The following is a 19304-nucleotide window of genomic DNA, read 5'->3' as shown; positions in this document are numbered from 1 at the left end:
TCCAAGGTCCCATTCTGGAGTTCTCTCTGTGAATCGCAATTCGCTCCGCGGTTGGTCTCTTGCTCTTGTCGTTGTCGGCCTGCTCTCTTTTCATGGCTGCGGCAATAACAGCGGTCGCCCTCCCGTCGAGATCCACGGTGTCGTTAAGTTCAATGGCGAACCACTTGAAGAAGGCAGCATTCATTTTACGTCCCCAAAAACAGGGGAATCCGCTGGAGTGAACATTGGTCAGGCGGGAACCTACCAGGTGAAGTTCAACGAAGCCGATATCGGTGAGGCCTATGAAGTTTCAATTGGTCAGACGATCGTCGATCAGACGGGCATTCCAGCATCGGAACTGCAACCTCCCCCTCCGTTGAAAGCAAAGATTCCGAGACGCTATATGGCTCGAAATACAAGCAAATTGACGGCTGCGGTGAAAGCACCGGGCAAGAATCAGGTCGACTTTGATCTCACTTCCAAGTAGTTCGAGGCGATCCATCGATACCGAATAGGACGGCAAAAGTAACTCTCAGCATGCCTGCGAGAATCTCAAAAGTGTGAAGCAAATCAGGGAGGCTTCCAGTGACCTGGAAGCCTCCCTGATTTCATTGACTCATCGTTTGAAGCAGCTTCAGCACAAAACAGTCAGCGTCTCATTCCTGCATCAACATCGTCACTTCTGTAGAGCAACGATCCCCGCAACAACCGCAATCGCTGCCAGAACTGCCAAGGTAATCTTCACCCAACTATACGGCCGATCTCCTGTCGCTTGACCAGTCACAGCGTTAATGAAAACGCGATAGCTCTTGTCGTGATATTGATAGGCAACAATCCAGACCGGAAGCAAAATGTGCTTAAAAGAAACTGCGTCGTAACGCGTATCAAGCCGATGCAGCCGTTGATCATCTCCCCCGATGCGCTTCGTTGCCATTTTTCTCAATTCGGCTTCGATTCTCGGCTTTACCTTTTCAAACCCTTTGTCGAGTTCAACATCATAGGTTCGGGCAAAATGGCCTGCGAGATATGCCGGAGTAAACGGCTTCAGGTCTTGCAAATTCCACGGGGCGAGTTCATCAATACGGTTAGCAGGAAGTTCCGCTGCCCCGAGAACCAACAGATCATCAAAGAAGTGCTGAAACTGTCCAGCCGCAGGCAACCAGTTGGTTCGTTGTTCCACAGACTGGTTCTTTCCAGAGCCCGTTGTGACGTAGTAATGCTCCCCACGTTCTCCTGTATACTTCGCAAATGTCATCGCGTCGTATGTCCAGAACGGGAGATAGACGCCATGAAAGTGATCACCTCTTGCTGCTTTTTTGAAATCGTTTGGCGCAAACCAGCGTGAGCCGACCCAACGATCCAGTCGACTCTTGGCTGATTTCTCGGCTACCTGAAACGGAAGCACTCCATCTACTGGAATGCGGAACCCGCCCCGATGAATTTTCTCGCGCTGAATTCCTCCCCCACAATAAGGGCAATGCGTGCTCGTCAGCGTTCCTTCAAAGATGACATTGGCCCCGCAAGAGTCACAACGGACTTCGTTATGCTCCTCGGCTGGTTCCTGCCCTTCGACTCGAAGTTCCTTCTGACGTTCCAGAATCGCAAAGAAGTCCTGCTCAACCACGGCGGAATCTTCGCTGAGAACGATTTCAACCTCGTCGCCGCAATGCCCACATTTCAGCTTCTGACGGCCAATGTGAAACGTAAGATTGGCCCCACACGTTCGACAGGGAAAAGCACGCCCCTGATCATCGTTGATCGAACTCCCGTCGGAGTGACTATTTCCTGAGTCGTTCATCAGTTACCGTCAATATGGGTGAAATTCGATCGATTCGATTCACATTTCCACAATGTGAGTTCCGACAATGGTGAACAGAGCCCGAGATACGGGATCTCGATCCGGTCCCACCTTGCGGTGCTCTTTCATTGCAAATGTGATGCACTGACACGTAGTCTTCACATCAGCAGAGTTTCACTAAAAACAATACTGATTCGTCGAGACCAGATCACTTAACGGCCGCCGGACTCCTGTCCTGAGAGCCAGCCTGCCCCGGATCGTTCGATTTGAACCTGACACTGCATCAAATGCATTCCCGGGATTCTCATCAAAACGCGATCTGTATCACTCCAAATTCAATAGTGTCAATGTTTTCTCAGGGAGAATGACATGTTCAAACCGACCCGACGTCAATTCCTCAAGGCGTCTGCCTCTGCTTTTGCAGTCCCCTACTTTGTGCCAAGCCCCTGTTTTGGTGCCAACGAGCGCGTCACCTTAGGCGTGGTCGGGGTTCGAAATCAAGGTACGACCAACCTGAAGGCCTTCCTCGGTCAGGGATGCAACATCGCTGCGATCTGCGATGTTGACTCTGATGTGCGCACCGCAGCACTCGCCATCACCAGTGAGAAGAATCAGAATCCGGTTGAATACGGGGACTACCGCAAAGTTCTCGACCGTAAAGATATTGATGCGGTGATTCTGACCGTTCCAGACCACTGGCATGCCCTGATGACGATTCATGGGTGCCAGGCAGGAAAAGATGTCTACTGCGAAAAGCCGCTCTCTTTGACAATCAACGAAGGTCGACGGATGACCGATGCAGCTCGCAAATACAAGCGAGTTGTTCAGACAGGATCTCAGCAGCGTTCCGGGGAAGAATTCTGGAAAGCCTGTACATTGATCCGCAACGGCGCGATCGGAAAGATCAAAGAAGTTCAGGTCGGAATTCCAAAGTCAAACTACCCTGGCCCGCTCCCTGAGGATTCCTCTCCGCCAGCCAATCTCGATTACGAAATGTGGCTCGGCCCTGCACCTTTCAGGCCGTACAACGAAAAGCGAGTCCATTACAACTTCCGCTTCTGGTGGGACTATTCCGGCGGACAGATCACCAACTTCGGCGCACACCATCTCGACATTGCTCAATGGGCATTGGGAATGGACGATTCCGGGCCAGTTGCAGTTGACGGAAAAGCGACCTTCAACCAACCGAACATTTCAGAGGTCACCGAAACCTGCCGGATCACCTACACCTATGAAAATGGTGTGAAAGTCATCCTCGGGCAGTTAGACCCGGACATTCCAAACGGTGCAAAGTTCATTGGCGAGAAAGGCACCATCGCGGTCAATCGCGGCAAGCTCACCAGCGATATTCCAGAGTTGTTGACGACTGATTTCGCTGCGATGCCAATTCAGCTGTATCACAGCAAGAATCATCACGCCGATTTCTTGAACTGCATCAAAACTCGCGAAAAACCGGTCGCTGACGTCGAAATCGGACACCGCTCCGCAACCGTCTGCCACCTTGGAAACATCGTCGCCCGACTGGGCCGCGGTGTGAAATGGGATCCAAAGGCAGAGAAGTTCGTCAACGATCCAGAAGCTCAGGCGATGACCGATCGCCCGTACCGCGCTCCATGGTCACACAACATGGAATACCAACCATCGTAGTAAGCCTGCGGCATGAAAATGAAAGTCACCTCGGCCTGACAAGACCGAGGTGACTTTTTGTTTGTATTCACAGTTTTACTGAAATCCACAGAGACGCAGTGCGGGATGTTCCACTGAAAACACTGGTCGACGATGGCGATGCAAACAAAGCTGTGCAGTGGTTGCTACGCGATTTCGTCAGTGCTTGTAGGGACGCCGAGAAAATTCAGAGCCATCATCGGCAGTTGTGAGACAGGCAATGGATCGCTGGTGATCGTTTCTCCATACTCATCTGTTTCACCAATCACCTGGCCCCCTTCCAGCCCTCCTCCGACCAGAATTCCGGACCACGCCTGAGTCCAGTGATCGCGCCCTCCATCCTCATTCAGACGAGGATTGCGCCCCATCTCGCCTGTACAGAGAATCAATGTCTGCTGCAGCAACCCGGACGACTGCAGATCGTCAATCAACGCTGAGAATGCCTGATCAAGCTGTGGACCGAGTGAATCACGATAATCAAAGATATTCGCAGGCCCGATCTCCTGATCCCCGTGAGCATCCCAGGTCCGTTGTCCGTCTAGCACATCAAACGTATTCAGTTGGATGTGCATGACTCCCCGTTCGACCAATCTGGCAGCCGACCAGAATTTCCGAGCAAACTCACCTGATCCGTAGGAATCTTTCACTCGCGCAGTGGCGGACTGGTAGTCCGGAATCGAAAACCCTTGAGCTGTCAATTCCGCGAGAGTGGCTGCTCGGCGGCGTGTAGACGTCGCAGTTTCGTTAGAAACAGAGATATTCCCGGCCGGTTCGACGACTGGATCACTCAGCAAAACAGAAATCGGAGAGCGTTTTCGCGACTGAAAATGGTCTTCCAGCAAGACACTCACTGGCACAGGCTGTTCGCGACGTGTCACAAGCCGTCCCGTTTCAAGCAATTGCAGGCCCGTTTCATGGATCGGAGCCGCGTCATGAAACAGTGACCGGACGATCACCAGTCGATCCGCCCGATCTGCGAGACGCGGCAGACATTCTGAAAACCGGATCGACGGAATTCGAGTCGCAATAGAATGCATTGGTCCGCGATATTCCCGCGGGGCCAACGGTTTGGGATCAAACAGGTCAAGATGACTTGCTCCCCCATTCAGTACGATCTGAATGACAGCTCCCGCCTTCCCTGCTCGGGCGGCAAGTGCAGATTTCAGCGAAATTCCCACGACGCTCGCTCCCCCCACTGCGAGAAAACCACGGCGGGAGACCTGCGTCAACGTCGAAACGCCCTCAGCCGTTTTCATCTGTCACCCAACCTCTGGATTAGTTCGATCCCCGGTTCTCCGGCATCTTTTAGATATCCTAACAGGGTTTTCAGGCCCTCAACAGCAGGAATGCTGGCTTCTCTCTGCATGAAATTGGTCAGGGAGCAGAATCTTACGGTGACGGGGATTGCAGGATTTCGTACAACATGACAATCGTTCCCCGGAATGTGTTCTATTCAATTCCTTCCCTATTGATACGAATGGAATCTGACTCGATGCCTGCTGAGCCACTGTACGACTACAAACAGTTCAACTTCGACAAGCCTATTATCACTCTGGACGACATCCGCAAGGTGAACCCCCAGAGGCACGAAATGGAGCAACTGTCTGGAATTGTTTACGTCGACACCGTCAATCATGGCCTGGTTGGCTACAAAGATGTCACGGACGATGAATTCTGGATTCAAGGACATATGCCCGGCTTCCCTTTGATGCCCGGCGTGATTCTGTGCGAATCAGCTGCCCAGCTCGCAGGGTACTACGCTCGCAAATACGACATTCTCAAAGGAGGCGATTACCTCGGCTTCGGCGGAATGAACGAGGTTCGTTTCCGTTACCCTGTTTACCCGAACTCACGCCTCATCCTGTGCGTTAAGACCGTGATGGTCAAAGAACGCCGCATGGCACAGTTCCAGTTTCAGGGTTTTGTCAACGACAAGCAGGTCTTCAACGGCCAGATGATTGGCGTGCCAATCAGCCGTAAGTAAACAGGTCAATTTTCCCACTGTGCATCGGGGCGTTTCTCTGATTTCCCGTTGCACAGGCGAAAATGGATGCACTGATGACGTCGATTGACCCTGTGCGGATTCCATTATTGCTTGCCGGGCCTCCCTGCTCACTCCGTACAGAGTCAGCCCCCACTGCAAACCAAAGGATTCAAGGCAATGATACGCGTCTCGTCGCTACTGCTGTTGAGTGTTGCGGTATTGTCTCAGCTTGGCCAGTCACCTCTCGCGGCTGATGATTCAGCACCGATTGTGAAAGAAAAAGTTGCACCAGGTAAGACTTTAATTGGCGAACCAATCCGTCCTGACGTTCGCAGAGCGTTCATTGACGACAACGGTCCTGAGTGGCGAAAGCTGACGCTCAATGACTTTGAAAACGTCAATTGCGATCCAGACACCTGGTCAATGCGAGACGGCCTGATCCATTGCACGGGGTTGCCAATCGGAGTGACTCGCTCCAAGGAAATATTCAAAAACGTCGAGATCAGCGTCCTGTGGCGACACAATAAACATGCTGGAAATTCCGGGATGTTCCTTTGGGCCGACCCACAACACCTCAAAGATGTTCCGCGTAACGGCCTCCCGAAGACCGGTATCGAAATCCAGATGCTCGATCATGGATACGCCGAAAACTTCGAGAAAGCCAACGGCAAAAAATCAGATTGGTTCACAACAAACGGCGACATCTTTGCCTTGCAGTACACCAAGCTGACCCCATTCGAACCACGTTCCGCCAACGGCTCACGTAGTTTTCCTAAGAAGAACACGACTCTGGGCCACGGGGAATGGAACCACTATTACGTTCGCGCTATCAACGGCGAAGTCCGCTTGTGGGTGAACGGTGAAGAAGTCTCCGGCGGAACGGGAGCCGATCCAGCCCAAGGTCACCTTCTTCTCGAATCTGAAGGCTCACCAATTGATTTTCAGGATCTAAAAGTCCGTATCATTCCGTAGTCGCATTGCTGTGCCGGGTTCCAAAAGAACGCCGCTTCAACGACATTAATGAATCAAGCCCACCCCTCAGAATATTCTGAAGGGCGGGCTTTTTTCTTTTCCAGACGGGTTCAATTTTCTGCCGAACTACATATTCGTCTTCGCGTCCATCGCATCCCCCAGCACACTGTTGAGAGCAGTATTCAGCTCCACATCGTATTCGTGGTTCTTACAGTAGATTCTGAAGATCAGAAAGCTGACGGGAATCGAGCGAAACAGTTCATCATCATGCAGCTCATGAATCCCTGCCCCCGGATCGTAGATGAAGTTCTGACCGCCTGCTGGAAGCCGACCGCTCGGGCGGTGATAGTGCTTCGCCACATCGATATTCAGTTCCATGTCGCGAATCGCTTTCGGCAACCGCTCGCGAACCCGCCTCAGAATCAGCTCTGGTTCAGAAAAGATCGTCATGCGTTCGCCATGCGCCGAATGGAAATTCAGAGTGCGCTCGCACGCCATCTTCCATCCCGTCTTCCGACAGAGAATCGCCCTCCAGCGTTCCCCGAGATTGCGAATGGTCGGCTCCTTGGAATGCGGCCATCGCTGCACATCGACCAGAAACGATGACTCATGGAAATCCAGATACTGATCGAGATGATCAATTGGATTTCCAGAGAACAGATGCTGCATCGTCTCGGAGAAGATCTCTTCAATCGAAAGATCCAGCGCCCGAACCGTCCGATGGAAATACACCATCCGGAACAGGTTTGCTCTCGTTTCAATAAAGTGGGTCAGTGTCGACAATCCCTTGAGATGGATCGTCAATCCGCGATCTGTGAAGAAGCTGTAATGGATCAATCGATCGATATCGACCGCCTTCGTATTGAAGCCGGTCATGTACGCATCACGAAGAACGAAGTCCATATTGTCCACGGTATAGATACCACTGAACAACGATCTCAATTTTCGCAGCCATTCCGGATGCCCTGATTCATTCCCGCGAGGGCGACGAATCAAAAACGCAATCTGCTTCGGGTCGAGCTCTTCAAGCGGTTGCAGCTTTCCATTCGGACTGCGTCGAATCCCGCGAATCAGATCGCCCAGGTCCCGTTCGATGATCGCTGCCCCAATATCCTCGTGTGTCACATCGAACTGATGAAGATAATGATCATCAAAGAAGTGACCGAATGGGCCATGTCCCACATCATGCAGCAATGCTGACAGCCGGACAAGGCAATCGACATACCCGCGTGATGGCGTATTCGGGAACGATTCGTGAAGGGAATCGTACCATTCCGCAATCACTTTCGACCCAAGATGCATCGCCCCGAGAATGTGCTGAAACCGTCGGTGCTCTGCGGACGGGAAAACCCACCATGCCGTTTGTAGCTGATGAATATGCCGCATCCGCTGCACCCAGGGATGGTCGATGATGTCCTGCTCTGCAACTTCATCTTCATCCAAGCCGGCACGGGAGATAAACGGGATGTACCCGTGAATCGGGCAGTACGCCAAACTTTCCGTGGAATAATCGCGAGTCATCAATCGATCCGTCGAGAAACTAAAGGCGGGTCTCAATCTGGGCAGTGCTCGTTCTAAAGAACAGCGAACACACGATTCTTGCTTCTGCCGGTCTAATCCTGATAACGAACTTGACTCCAGTCTTTGGCCAGATCGCAGAGGATCTTCAGTTTCTCTGGCGAATCAGCCGTTGCAGCAATCCCTGGGATTCGCAGCATGTCCGCCCGGTCGTCCATCCATGTTCTGGAGAAGTTCACGCGTTCCCCATTATGAACCCACACAGAATCTCCACCGAGTTCTCTGGCGATGTGCAATGCAACCGGGAAGTCATAAATGTTCGGCGTATGAATCAGAGATCCGCCGAACTCCCCCGTTGCCAGAAGTGGATAGATACTCCCCGGCATTTCGTCAGGAGCGTATCCTTCCAACCCGGCCTGTGTCACCAGTCGCGAGAACGGAAGATCGTTCTTCTGAAACCCGATGAGATAAATCTTCTTCGAATCTGGGCGTTGTGTCGCAGCAATCGCCGGCATCTGTTCCAGAAGATCGTACGCGCTCATCGAAAAGTCGTCTGGTCCACTCTTCACCACGCCTGCATAACACTGCGTCCACGATCCGGTCGGGCCGTCTTCTGGAGCATAGACGAGCGAATACAACACCTCGTTCACGGTCCGCAGGTGAATCATTACTGCGTACCCGTTGCCGGTTTTGTCTTTGAAATACTTGGTCCCATCGATCGGGTCGAGAGCAATAACCAACGGGCTCTCTGTCGCGAACGCATCCAGATCGCCATTCACTTCTTCCGCTTCAATTCGACACTGACGAAGAATCGGAGAGGCATCGCGTAAACCGGCAACGACCAGTTCCTGCACTGTCAGATCGGCGAGGGTCAACGCGTCGGTGTTTGAACTCCCTGAAGACTTGCCTTCAAGACCGATATCAAATGTCCGCATCCGCTTAGCGATCGCTCCTGACCATCGCAACAAGTCCGGAGTCACCTGACGCAACACATCCACAATCTGATCCGCGTTCACCGACATCTTACTGTTTCTCCAAAAATTCAATCACCAGTGGGGCGACATGCACACCAGTGACCTTCTCGAACGCCCGCCATCCCGGCACAGCATTCACCTCAATCACCAGACACCGACCATCTGGATCGTACAATAAGTCGACTCCTGCGAAACAGGCTCCCACAGCCTCTGCTGCCTGAAGGGCCAAACTTCGCTCCCGGTCCGTGGCCTCATGGGGCTCTGCTGATCCATTTCTGGCCACATTGGTGCGAAAATCAGTCGGATGCCTGCGAACAAACGAGCCCAGCACCGTTCCGTTCAACACTAGCACGCGAATATCAAATCCCGGATGTGCGATGAACTCCTGTAAGTAGAGCACAGACTGGGTTCGCTCCAACGTTCGAAATGTGCGGTACGCGAGATCGGGATCAGACACCCGCAGAATTCCCCGTCCCTCGGACCCAAAGATTGGCTTCACCACGACGTCGCCTCCCAGTTGTTCAAACGCGAGAAACGCATCTTCAGCAGTTTCGCAGACAACCGTTCGCGGGGTCGGAAGTCCGGCGGCAGCAACTCGTGACGTTGTCAGAAACTTGTCAACCGCTGCTTCAATCGCCTTGGGAGAGTTCAACACCGGAACCCCCTGCCCTTCCAGCCTCTGAAGCGCATCCATCCGATAGACGACCTGTTCGAGCGATCCCGGGGGCATGGTCCGCACGAGGACAGCATCCATATTGTGCAGAGCCTGACCACCTGCTGTGATCCCGGTCCTTCCAGCTTCAGTCCCTCCCGTTGCCGTCCCGCTCATGACCAATGAACAGAGAGAGCGAAAATCGACGCAGGTTGCCTGATGCCCGCGCTGCTCGGCCACCTGCTGCAGTTCTTTCACATACCAGCCATCAGGTTGACCAAGAATGGCAATGTTCATCGAGGAATTCATTGACCGACTCATTCTCAGCTTTCAACGAGGACCGTTTTCCGGAACCGGGACTTCGCTTACCATCATTGCTTCGGAAGTCCGGTTGCGACATCAGGCGCACACCATCATCAAATCAGGGCCGTCCAATGATTCTTGAAGGTCTCTGCACAACGAAGAACGCAGACGGCACGGTGAATATCGCTCCGATGGGCCCGATTGTCGATGCGGAATTCACAACGTTTCATTTCCGCCCCTTCCAGACATCAACGACCTACGCCAACCTCAAACGCACCGGGTGCGGCGTCTTTCATGTCACCGATGATGTTGAACTCATCGCACATGCCGCGGTAGGACGCCTAACAGACCTCCCAGAATTGAAGCCTGCAACCAAAATTGATGGGGCAGTCATCACAGGTGCCTGCCGCTGGTTTGAGTTTCAGGTTGTCTCGCTCGACGACTCACAAGCCAGAACCGAGATCGATACACGCGTCATCCACACCGGGCATCTGAGAGAATTCTTTGGGTTCAATCGAGCGAAACATGCCGTCCTGGAAGCCGCGATTCTCTGTACACGACTCCACCTCATCCCCGCGAAGCAAATCGTTGAGCAATTCGCGCAATTCAAAACCATCATCGACAAGACTGCAGGACCGGCAGAGATTCGCGCATTTGAATTTCTCACTCAATTTCTCAACTCAGCCATGTCAGGTCTCCCGTCCCCAGTTGACATCGACATCAAGAAATCATCTTCCATGGATACCACCAGCAATCGAATCGACTAAAATCGCGGAGATTGGCTAAGGCTCCACTGGAACAGCGGCGCCATGCCATACAAGATCATGCGGTCAGAACAGGTGTTACGTCGATTCGACCACCATTTTCGGTACAGGCATCCAGCGGTTGGAACCAGACGAGGTTCCATTCCGTAAATCAGTGAAGACAGAAACTTGTGGCAGATGAGCTGTCCCGATAAGTTGCTGATCTCACTGTGATGCAGATTACACGCGTCCCTTCGCGCTTGCGTTCAGAAATTGATTGAAACATGAAGAAGATCCAGAAGCTACTCGTCGCAAATCGAAGCGAAATCGCGATTCGTGTATTCCGGACCGCCTCCGAACTCGATATTCGCACGGTCGCTATTTACGCATTCGAAGACCGCTTCGCACTCCATCGTTTCAAAGCCGACGAAGCGTATCAGGTGGGACAATCGGGAGAACCGATCCGGTCGTACCTCGATATTCCATCAATCATCGCCATCGCCAAAGAAGTCGGGGTCGACGCGATTCACCCTGGCTACGGGTTCCTGTCGGAAAAACCGGAATTTGCGGCAGCGTGCGAAGAAGCTGGCATCATTTTTGTCGGTCCGAACGTCAGCCTGCTCCAAAATCTCGGTGACAAAACCGCTGCTCGTCGCATTGCGATGCAGGCCAAGGTTCCAATTCTCGCAGGCACCGACAACCCGCTCAAAGATGCGGACGAAGGTCTCAAACTTGCCAGTGAACTCGGCTACCCTGTCATTCTGAAAGCCGCCCATGGGGGGGGCGGACGCGGAATGCGTGTCGTTGAATCAGAAGATAAGCTCGTCTCGCTTTATGAAGCAGCGCGACAGGAATCGCTGACAGCGTTCGGCAGCCCGGACATTTTCATTGAGAAATACATCCCGCGTGCCCGACACATCGAAGTGCAGTTGCTGGGCGATCAGCATGGAAATCTGATTCACCTGTATGAGCGCGACTGCTCCGTCCAACGTCGTCATCAAAAAGTTGTTGAGATCGCACCAGCGGTCAACCTGCCAGAAGAACTTCGCAACGAAATTTGCGATGCCGCCGTCAAAATCGGCCGCGAAGTTCAGTACTCAAACGCCGGAACCGTTGAGTTCCTGCTGGATACTGACACGCAGAAGTTCTACTTCATTGAAGTGAACCCTCGTATTCAGGTGGAACACACCGTCACAGAAGAGGTCACCGGGGTCGACGTTGTCCGGTCACAGATTCTGGTGGCTCAGGGATACCGACTTGCCGACCCAGAAATTGGAATCGCAAGTCAATCTGAAATCCATGTAAACGGGTTTGCCCTGCAATGCCGCGTGACGACTGAAGACCCGGCAAACAACTTCGTTCCAGACTACGGACGTATTGCCCACTATCGTTCCGCCAGCGGGATGGGAATCCGACTTGATGCCGGAACCGCTTTCTCGGGAGCATTCGTCCATCCGTACTACGACTCGCTGATGGTCAAAGTGACCGCCCGCGGCCGCAAGTTCGAAGAAGCCGCCACCCGCATGGAACGCTGTCTTCGCGAATTCCGTGTTCGTGGGGTGAAGACCAACATTCCGTTCCTGTTGAATGTCCTGAACCATCCGGACTTCCTCGCCGGACGCTGCACCACGACATTCATCGACAAAACGAAATCACTCTTTGATTTCCCATACCGTCAGGACCGTGCCACTCGACTGCTGCGGTCGATCGGTGAAACGATTGTGAACGGCAATCCGCTGGTGAAAGGGCGTCCTGTCGCCGTCCGCCGTTCTGCTGCTCCAGTGCCGGCATACGACCGCAACAGCCCTCGCCCGCTCGGCACCCGAGACAAGTTCAAGGAACTCGGAGCTGAAAAATTCTCTCAGTGGATCAAGGACGAAAAGCGTCTTCTGATCACCGACACCACCTTCCGTGATGCTCACCAGTCGTTGCACGCAACGCGTTTCCGCACACAGGATATGCTGAACGTTGCAGAAGCGTATTCCTTCCTGCTGCCGGAACTTTTCTCACTGGAAATGTGGGGCGGTGCGACCTTCGACACCTCGATGCGGTTCCTGAAAGAGTGTCCATGGGACCGACTCACCAGAATGCGTGAGAAGTGTCCGAACATCCTTTTCCAGATGTTGCTGCGAGCATCCAGTGCCGTCGGATATTCCAACTTCCCGGATAATCTGGTGAAGTCCTTCGTGAAAGAAGCCGCTGCCGCAGGTAACGACGTCTTCCGCGTGTTCGACGCCCTGAACTGGGCTGACAACATGAAGGTCGCAATGGAAGCGGTCTGTGAAGCAGGTGCCATCTGTGAAGCAGCCATCTGCTATTCAGGCGATCTGCTGAATCCGAACCGCACCAAGTACAACCTCAAATATTATGTTGAACTTGCCAAGGAACTGGAAAAGGCCGGCGCCCATATTCTGGCGATCAAAGACATGGCCGGGTTGTGTAAACCAGAAGCCGCCGAACTGCTTGTCAGTACGCTGAAGCAGGAAGTCGGACTCCCTATTCACTTCCATACACACGACACCGCAGGCATTCAGGCTGCCTCTCTGCTGATGGCCTCCAAAGCAGGTGTCGACGTTGTTGACGCTGCGATGGCCCCAATGTCAGGCGGAACATCGCAGGTGAACCTGAACACCCTATGTGAGTCGCTTCACTTCCAGTCACGCGATACAAAGCTCGATACGCACCGGCTGGATGAGATGGCCGAGTACTGGCGTGCCGTTCGCGAGTTCTATCTGCCATTCGAGAGCGTTGTTCTTCCCGGAACAGCTGACCTGTATAACCATGAAATGCCTGGAGGGCAGTACACGAACCTCTTCGAACAGGCTCGTGCACTGGGCATGGCAGATCGCTGGCCGGAAATCTGTCAGGCATATGCTGACGTCAACAAACTGTTCGGCGACATCGTCAAGGTGACACCAACATCGAAGGCCGTTGGCGATATGGCCTTGTTCATGGTTGCGAATGAACTCTCACCTGACGACCTGATGGCCAGTGATCGCGAGCTCGCCTTCCCTGAATCCGTGATCGACCTGATCGGCGGAGCAATGGGACAACCTCAAGGCGGGTTCCCTGAAGGTGTTCAAAAGCGAATCCTGAAAGATCGCAAGCCATTCACAGGACGCCCGGGAGAAACACTCCCACCAATCGACTTCGCTCAGGCTGCCCAGAAAATGGTCCCGTTCCTTGGCCGCCAGCCAACTGAACGAGAGATGCTGAGTTGGGTCATGTACCCAGGCGTCTTCAAAGACTACGCGCAGCATGTTGAGAATTACGGCGATACCAGCATTTTGCCGACTCCGGTCTTCTTCTTTGGAATGCAGTCCGGGGAAGAATTCGCTGCAGAGATTGAACCCGGCAAGACCTTGTTCATCAAGTTCCTGACAACCGGCAGCCCACATCCGGATGGAACGCGAACAGTCTTCTTCGAATTGAACGGCCAACCTCGCGACGTCACCATCGACGACCGATCCGTTGAATCGATCGTCGAGAAGAACATCAAAGCGGATACAAGCAATCCAACCCACATTGCCGCAAGCATGCCTGGGATGGTTGTCAGCGTCGCGGTGCAAGCAGGTGACAAGATCACCAAGGGCCAAAAGCTGTTGGTCATCGAAGCAATGAAGATGCAGACGACACTGAATGCGGAACGCGCCGGTACCGTCGGTCAGTTGCTTATGAAAGCAGGCACTCAGGTCTCGACTGGCGATCTGCTTCTTACGCTTGAGTAACTCAAACGGCAATCGCCATTTGAACCCGATTTGAAATGCAATCCAGCTACGGGGACATTCGCACAAGCGTTTGTCCCCGTTTTGTTTCTCAGGCAGAGCCATTCCAGTCGCAACCGAAGACCTAGCGTTCCGGTTTCCAATCGAAAGTGGCCATTTCACCTGTTGGTGCTTACGATTCCTGGAAGATCTGTCGCAAACCGAATACCGATTGTTGACAATTCTTGTCAAATATCTACAGTCAAAATCAGTCAAGCAAAGGATGCGTCGAATCGCCCTTTTAAGCGAGAATCACCAAGATCGCCCAGACAGGATGACCGCGGCCGCCCCTCAAGTGACAACAACTTCCCATACGACATAGCCGCTGCTGGAGTGCGTCAGTGAAACGGAAACCGACGACATCGATCGGTTCAGCAGAAATTGCGAGCCAGATCCGTGAAGAGATTCTGTCTGGACGCATGCCTGAAGGACATCGTCTAACGGAAGCGGCGATCACCAAGCGATTCGGAGTGGGACGAGGGCTCGTTCGAGAAGCAGTTCAGAAGCTCTCGCATCAGGGCTTGTTACAAACCAAACCAAACTGCGGGGCAGTCGTTGCTCCTGAGGCTCCGAAAGCCGTTCGGGGAGTGATTCTTCCGTTGCGAAAAGCTCTGGAAGTCTACGCTCTTCGTGAAATTTTTGACGAACTTCGTCCAGAAGATTTCGCTCACTGGAACGAAATCTTGAAGGAGATGCAACAGGCGTGCGTCGATCAGGATTTCCACACCATTGCGGAAATGGATATCGCGTTCCATCGCTACCTGCTCGAACGTCTGGATCAGCCAGACCTGCTCGCCATCTGGGACTTGCTCGTCGGGCGAATCCGCTCGCACTTCCGCCGCTCCCAACGACGATGCCATAATCTGATGGACATCTACGAAGAACACCGCACAATTCTCGAGACGTTCCAATCCGGCACTCTCGATCAATCCGTTCGCTTACTCAAAGAGAAGATTGATTAGACCATGTCGGTCTCTCATGAGACGGCAGATCTAAGGCCAAATGAAAAAGACTGGTTCGTCTGAACCAGTCTTTTATCGTTTCTGCTGTGAGAGCTTGACTCTATCGGAGTCTCTACTTCTTTGCTGAAGTCTGGAACATCAGGCTCTGAACAAGCTCTCGATCCCGATTCGCGAGTTGCTCCAGGAGTGGCGGTTCGACTGAGAACACGAACGATGCCTGCTTCCCGTCCTTGTTTGAGACAAGGTAATAAATCCAGTTCATCGGAATTTCTGCACGCTCTTTATTACTGCGGAACATCACATGACCGCTGGCAGCAACCCGATAAATCTTGCGACCATCATCGAGCGGAATCGTCTCGCGGGAAACAATCTCTCCGAAGCGTTCTCCCAGTGATTTCTGAATGTCCATCTCGAACACTTCGAGCGGCGTCATGTTTCCGCCCGGTGCAGCAGGCGCCGGCGAGAAATTACATTGAGCAACCAGACTTCCGAGTTCAACGAGACGGAGAATCGCCACTGGTGCCCCGCCGTCGTAAACCGCCTGGAACAAGTGCCAGTCGCGGCCGTGACTCAATTCGAGTCCCCATGGCGCGGCAAGATAACTCAACGCCAACACTTCTGGAGCAGGATCCAATGGAATACGATTCAGGACTTCATCTGACAGTTGTGGCGTCGCTTTTGAAATCGATCTGGTGAGTGACGTGGTCACCTTCATATCGAGTCCTGGATTCACCGTGCCGACGTCCGATGTCACCGTATACACGGTCTTCGCCTGAGAGAGAAACTTCTCTTCCAGATTGAAAAGCAATACCCCGACAACAGAAACCGTTGTCGTTGTTCCCAGTTTCAACCCCGTAATCTTTCCGGTGAAGGTGACCTTCGCGGCAGCTGGTGTCGCTGAATCGAGTTTGCATTTCAGCTCCGATGTCTCTACGGCTTCAATGCCCGTCAGCATCTGCAGCACCCAGTCCGGAGGGGACCATTCTTCCCCAATGCGCACCTCAGTCAAAGGCAGGACAGACAACAGCGAAAGTGCGTCTCCCGGAATCTCCAGCAGATCGACCGCTTCCCGGTTCAGCAATCCATCCGGGCAATAACTGACCAGCCCCTCCCGCGATCCGTTGACGACAATCAAGCGGCGATCGGCAGGCAATTCGACTTTTGTTTCATAACCGGCAACTGTCGTCGCCAGATTGGCATTCTGAAAATAGCGAATGTCACGGAGAGCATCGGCGTCACGTCCAGATGGAGGCAGGCGACGCGAGAAATAATCAAACGAGATGTTTGCCTTCAGGTCGAAGTCTTCTTTCTCGCCATTCCCCTTGGCAGCCTGAACCTTGCCGGAGGTGACAATCGTCGACTGATTCGAGAACACGCGACTATCCGAATAACTCTCAGAGAGACGAATCGTTTCCCCTTGAGCACTGGCCTCGTTTGCGGCCCCCACGAGAAGGATGGCGCAACAAATCGAAATCCGGCACCAATTCCCCAACAGAGAATGAGCCTGAACGAACAGCGTCATTTTGTCCTCCATGACACAGCACACGCACGAAAATCGCAGCAAAAAACAAAGTTGCGACTATCTTACGCCGAGATGACAGATTCCGGCCAGAGCGATTTGCTCTCCCCTCCCACGGCCAGACCCATAGCTGCAACCTCTTTCCCGATAGCAGTTTCAGAAGGCACTTGAATTACCGCGACCAGTAGGTCCGGTCGAGAGCACGATAGTTGATCGCCTCGGTCAGGTGGTGAACCTCGATCGAATCGGCACCGTCCAAGTCTGCGATCGTCCGACTGACTCGAAGAATTTTGTCATGCGCTCTCGCAGATAAGCCCATGTCTTCCATCGCCGCCTTCAGAAGCGATTCGGCCTCTTTATTCAGTTTGCAATACGTCCGGATCTGTCTGGGAGACATTGTTCCATTCAGACTGACCGGCTCCTTTGCAAACCGTTCTCTTTGAATCTCGCGAGCCTGAATCACCTTGTCCCGAATCATTGTACTGTCGGTCCCTGGTTTGGAATTCGATAACTCGCGGAACGGCACTGCCGGAACCTCGATGTGAATATCAATACGGTCTAATAGAGGGCCAGACAACTTGCTGAGATAACGTTCAATATGCATCGGAGAGCAACTGCAGGCCCGACGCGGATCTCCTCGAAAGCCACAAGGACAGGGATTCATAGCCGCAACCAGCATCAAATTCGCAGGGAATGTCATGCTGCCAATGGCTCTGGAAATCGTGACTCGATTCTCTTCCAACGGCTGACGCATCACTTCCAGAGTTCGTCGATTGAACTCTGGCAACTCATCGAGAAAGAGGACTCCATGATGCGCGAGACTGATCTCTCCGGGCGTCGGAGTACTTCCCCCTCCGACCAGACCGGCTTCGCTGATCGTATGATGTGGAGATCGAAACGGCCGCGTCAGCATGAGCGACTGTCCACTCTCAAGTCGCCCGACAGCACTGTAGATCCGAGTCGTCTCCAGACATTCCTCTGGTGAAAGTTGAGGAAGAATGGAGCCGATGCGTTGCGCAAGCAGCGTTTTGCCAGTTCCCGGACTTCCGATCATCAGTAAATGGTGCCTTCCAGCGGCAGCAACTGTGACTGCTCGCTTCGCCATTTCCTGACCTTTGACGTCGGAATAGTCGATGGAATATGCCCCGAACTCGATGACCGCCTCATCCCAGCTGAATGGCACCGGCTCAACAGGAAGCTCCCCTGTAAAGAAGCCGACCGCTTCTGCGAGCGAACCGACCGGAATGATGTCAATTCCGTCCACAACAGCTGATTCTCTGGCATTACCAAGAGGAACCACGAGCCCACGGCGTCCATCTGCTCGTGCCTGCAACGCCATCGAAAGTGTTCCTTTCACCGGGCGCACAGTTCCATCGAGCGCGAGTTCACCGGCGACGGAATAGTCTCCAAAGAATTCAGACTGCATCTGACCGCTGGCCGCGAGAATGCCCAAGGCAATCGCCAGGTCTGTCGACGCCGCTTCCTTTGGCAAATCTGCCGGAGAAAGGTTGATCACAATCCTGTCGATGGGACGTTGATAGCCGCTGTTCACCAAAGCGCGTTCGATGCGATGAACACTCTCCCGAACGGCAGCTTCAGCGAGCCCGACCAGAATCGTCTTGGGCATCGCTGCAGGTGAGATATCAACTTCGACTTCAACAGGACGCGCATCAATTCCAAATAAAGTATGCGTCAACAGTTTTGCGAGCATCGTTTGGCCCTGAAACAAAATCACAAATGACAGCGACTCAACTGCACACGAAGTACAGCGACTTGCCGCTTCAACCTCACCGCCGCAATGCAGGCCCTGGCGTACCTGTTTCAGGTGCGCTGATGCATCGAACAGTCGGCGACACCGTCTCACCAATCGCAGCGATTCACAGCCAGAACCCCAAACATTTTGAGCTGGAGCGTGGAGGCAAAATCCATCGGCTCAGGTGACTGCGACATGACCACGTATGAGACGAAATGGCTTTAGTAACGAGGGACTTCTGGATCAATCTGAAGCGACCAGCCGTCAATTCCGCCAGCCATACTTTGAGCTTTGTCGAAACCCTGACCTCGCAACCATCTGGCGACTCGCAGACTTCGTCCGCCGTGGTGGCAGTGGACTACGATTTGTTTGTCGCGACTTTCTGAGAGTTCGCCGACTCGATCCTGAATTTCACTCATCGGAAGAAGTACTGCCCCTTCAATTTTTGCTGTGGCGTACTCATCTGCTTCACGGCAGTCCAGAAAGAGGAAGTCTTCCCCGCTCGACAACAGGCCGGAAACACTGGCGATATCAATCTCAATGGGGAATTCTGAACCGGACATACGCTCATCTCTCCAGATGCAACTTCATTTTAGTCTGACTGATCCGCGCAGAACTGCGTTCTGTGTCAGTCCTCACACGATTCAAAGGCTGTTCAGCGACGAGGACGAATCATAATTCACTTCGATCTGATGCGAGTAGTGGATCGGAGCGAATT

The 19304-nt window shown here is 53.1% G+C and carries 16 protein-coding genes; 8 read left to right on the top strand and 8 right to left on the bottom strand.

The window, feature by feature from the left end; translation table 11 throughout:
* The first annotated feature begins 28 nt into the window (after nt 1-28).
* Complete coding sequence (locus SH527x_RS00140; RefSeq protein WP_437192628.1) at nt 29-466, top strand: hypothetical protein; 438 nt, start codon at nt 29-31, stop codon at nt 464-466.
* 189 nt (nt 467-655) lie between these two features.
* On the opposite strand, the gene SH527x_RS00135 is transcribed toward SH527x_RS00140, so the two are convergent.
* A complete protein-coding gene (locus tag SH527x_RS00135; protein WP_437192627.1) occupies nt 656-1777 on the bottom strand; it encodes a hypothetical protein in 1122 nt (373 codons plus the stop codon).
* A 369-nt stretch (nt 1778-2146) separates the two neighbouring features.
* Between SH527x_RS00135 and SH527x_RS00130 the strand changes: the two genes are divergently transcribed.
* A complete protein-coding gene (locus tag SH527x_RS00130) occupies nt 2147-3424 on the top strand; it encodes a Gfo/Idh/MocA family protein (RefSeq protein WP_437192626.1) in 1278 nt (425 codons plus the stop codon).
* A gap of 164 nt (nt 3425-3588) precedes the next feature.
* Here SH527x_RS00130 and SH527x_RS00125 read toward each other — a convergent pair whose 3' ends face one another.
* On the bottom strand, nt 3589-4698 hold the full coding sequence (locus SH527x_RS00125; protein WP_437192625.1) for a DUF1501 domain-containing protein: 1110 nt from the start codon (nt 4696-4698) through the stop codon (nt 3589-3591).
* Nucleotides 4699-4934: 236 nt separating this feature from the next.
* Here SH527x_RS00125 and SH527x_RS00120 point away from each other — a divergent pair, with 236 nt between their 5' ends.
* Nucleotides 4935-5426 carry a 3-hydroxyacyl-ACP dehydratase FabZ family protein gene (locus tag SH527x_RS00120; RefSeq protein ID WP_437192624.1) on the top strand — a complete coding sequence of 164 codons (492 nt, stop codon included), beginning with the start codon at nt 4935-4937 and terminating at the stop codon, nt 5424-5426.
* Nucleotides 5427-5603: 177 nt separating this feature from the next.
* Nucleotides 5604-6398 carry a 3-keto-disaccharide hydrolase gene (locus tag SH527x_RS00115; protein ID WP_437192623.1) on the top strand — a complete coding sequence of 265 codons (795 nt, stop codon included), beginning with the start codon at nt 5604-5606 and terminating at the stop codon, nt 6396-6398.
* 126 nt (nt 6399-6524) lie between these two features.
* Here SH527x_RS00115 and SH527x_RS00110 read toward each other — a convergent pair whose 3' ends face one another.
* The 3 genes from SH527x_RS00110 to SH527x_RS00100 form a co-directional block, all read right to left on the bottom strand.
* On the bottom strand, nt 6525-7919 hold the full coding sequence (locus tag SH527x_RS00110) for an HD domain-containing protein (RefSeq protein ID WP_437192622.1): 1395 nt from the start codon (nt 7917-7919) through the stop codon (nt 6525-6527).
* Between the two features lie 92 nt (nt 7920-8011).
* Nucleotides 8012-8938, bottom strand: a complete 927-nt coding sequence (locus tag SH527x_RS00105; RefSeq protein ID WP_437192621.1) for an inositol monophosphatase family protein — start codon at nt 8936-8938, stop codon at nt 8012-8014.
* Nucleotide 8939: 1 nt separating this feature from the next.
* Complete coding sequence (locus SH527x_RS00100) at nt 8940-9839, bottom strand: ATP-grasp domain-containing protein (RefSeq protein ID WP_437192620.1); 900 nt, start codon at nt 9837-9839, stop codon at nt 8940-8942.
* Between the two features lie 137 nt (nt 9840-9976).
* On the opposite strand from SH527x_RS00100, the gene SH527x_RS00095 reads away from it, so the two are divergent.
* The 3 genes from SH527x_RS00095 to SH527x_RS00085 all read left to right on the top strand — a co-directional run bounded on the left by SH527x_RS00095 (nt 9977) and on the right by SH527x_RS00085 (nt 15314).
* The gene (locus tag SH527x_RS00095; protein WP_437192619.1) at nt 9977-10612 is read left to right on the top strand and encodes a DUF447 domain-containing protein; all 636 of its coding nucleotides are present in this window, start codon (nt 9977-9979) and stop codon (nt 10610-10612) included.
* A 260-nt stretch (nt 10613-10872) separates the two neighbouring features.
* Nucleotides 10873-14316: a pyruvate carboxylase gene (locus SH527x_RS00090; RefSeq protein ID WP_437192618.1), complete on the top strand. Its 3444-nt coding sequence runs from the start codon at nt 10873-10875 to the stop codon at nt 14314-14316.
* Nucleotides 14317-14693: 377 nt separating this feature from the next.
* Nucleotides 14694-15314 (top strand): GntR family transcriptional regulator, encoded by a 621-nt coding sequence (locus SH527x_RS00085; protein ID WP_437192617.1) that lies wholly within the window; start codon nt 14694-14696, stop codon nt 15312-15314.
* Between the two features lie 112 nt (nt 15315-15426).
* Here the strand turns inward: SH527x_RS00085 and SH527x_RS00080 are convergent, their stop codons facing one another.
* Together SH527x_RS00080 and SH527x_RS00075 are read right to left on the bottom strand one after the other, a co-directional pair.
* Complete coding sequence (locus SH527x_RS00080; RefSeq protein WP_437192616.1) at nt 15427-16836, bottom strand: hypothetical protein; 1410 nt, start codon at nt 16834-16836, stop codon at nt 15427-15429.
* A gap of 169 nt (nt 16837-17005) precedes the next feature.
* Nucleotides 17006-18544: a YifB family Mg chelatase-like AAA ATPase gene (locus tag SH527x_RS00075; protein WP_437192615.1), complete on the bottom strand. Its 1539-nt coding sequence runs from the start codon at nt 18542-18544 to the stop codon at nt 17006-17008.
* A 26-nt stretch (nt 18545-18570) separates the two neighbouring features.
* Between SH527x_RS00075 and SH527x_RS00070 the strand changes: the two genes are divergently transcribed.
* Nucleotides 18571-18774: a hypothetical protein gene (locus SH527x_RS00070; protein ID WP_437192614.1), complete on the top strand. Its 204-nt coding sequence runs from the start codon at nt 18571-18573 to the stop codon at nt 18772-18774.
* 33 nt (nt 18775-18807) lie between these two features.
* On the opposite strand, the gene SH527x_RS00065 is transcribed toward SH527x_RS00070, so the two are convergent.
* The gene (locus SH527x_RS00065; protein WP_437192613.1) at nt 18808-19149 is read right to left on the bottom strand and encodes a rhodanese-like domain-containing protein; all 342 of its coding nucleotides are present in this window, start codon (nt 19147-19149) and stop codon (nt 18808-18810) included.
* Between the last annotated feature and the right edge of the window lie 155 nt (nt 19150-19304).

It is taken from the genome of Planctomicrobium limosum, from assembly GCF_051465645.1.
GTDB lineage: Bacteria > Planctomycetota > Planctomycetia > Planctomycetales > Planctomycetaceae > Planctomicrobium.
The sequence above is the reverse complement of the archived record's forward strand: the minus strand, read 5'-3'. Positions and strand labels throughout refer to the sequence as shown.